The sequence below is a fragment of the Streptococcus sp. CCH5-D3 genome, from assembly GCF_001556435.1.
GTDB lineage: Bacteria > Bacillota > Bacilli > Lactobacillales > Streptococcaceae > Streptococcus.
In genome coordinates, this window is record NZ_LSIW01000126.1 from 1 (window position 1) to 209 (window position 209).

General features: G+C 48.8%; 1 protein-coding gene. It reads left to right on the forward strand.

All coding sequences use genetic code 11. The features are described 5' to 3' along the window. The coding region (locus AX662_RS10775) for a hypothetical protein (RefSeq protein WP_197414691.1) at positions 1-209 on the forward strand (209 nt) is incomplete at both ends.

Here is a 209-nt window from a genome sequence, read left to right on the forward strand (position 1 = left end):
GCGCTAAAGGTACGCAAGAATCAGGTCATGAAGGCGAGGCAGCTGTTCAACCTGCAAATCCAGAATATACTGGTCCAATCAGTGCCAATGGTACCCAAGAAGTTGGTCATGAGGGTGAAGCTTTGGTTCAACCAGCTAATCCAGAGTACACTGGACCAATTAGCGCTAAAGGTACGCAAGAATCAGGTCATGAAGGCGAGGCAGCTGTT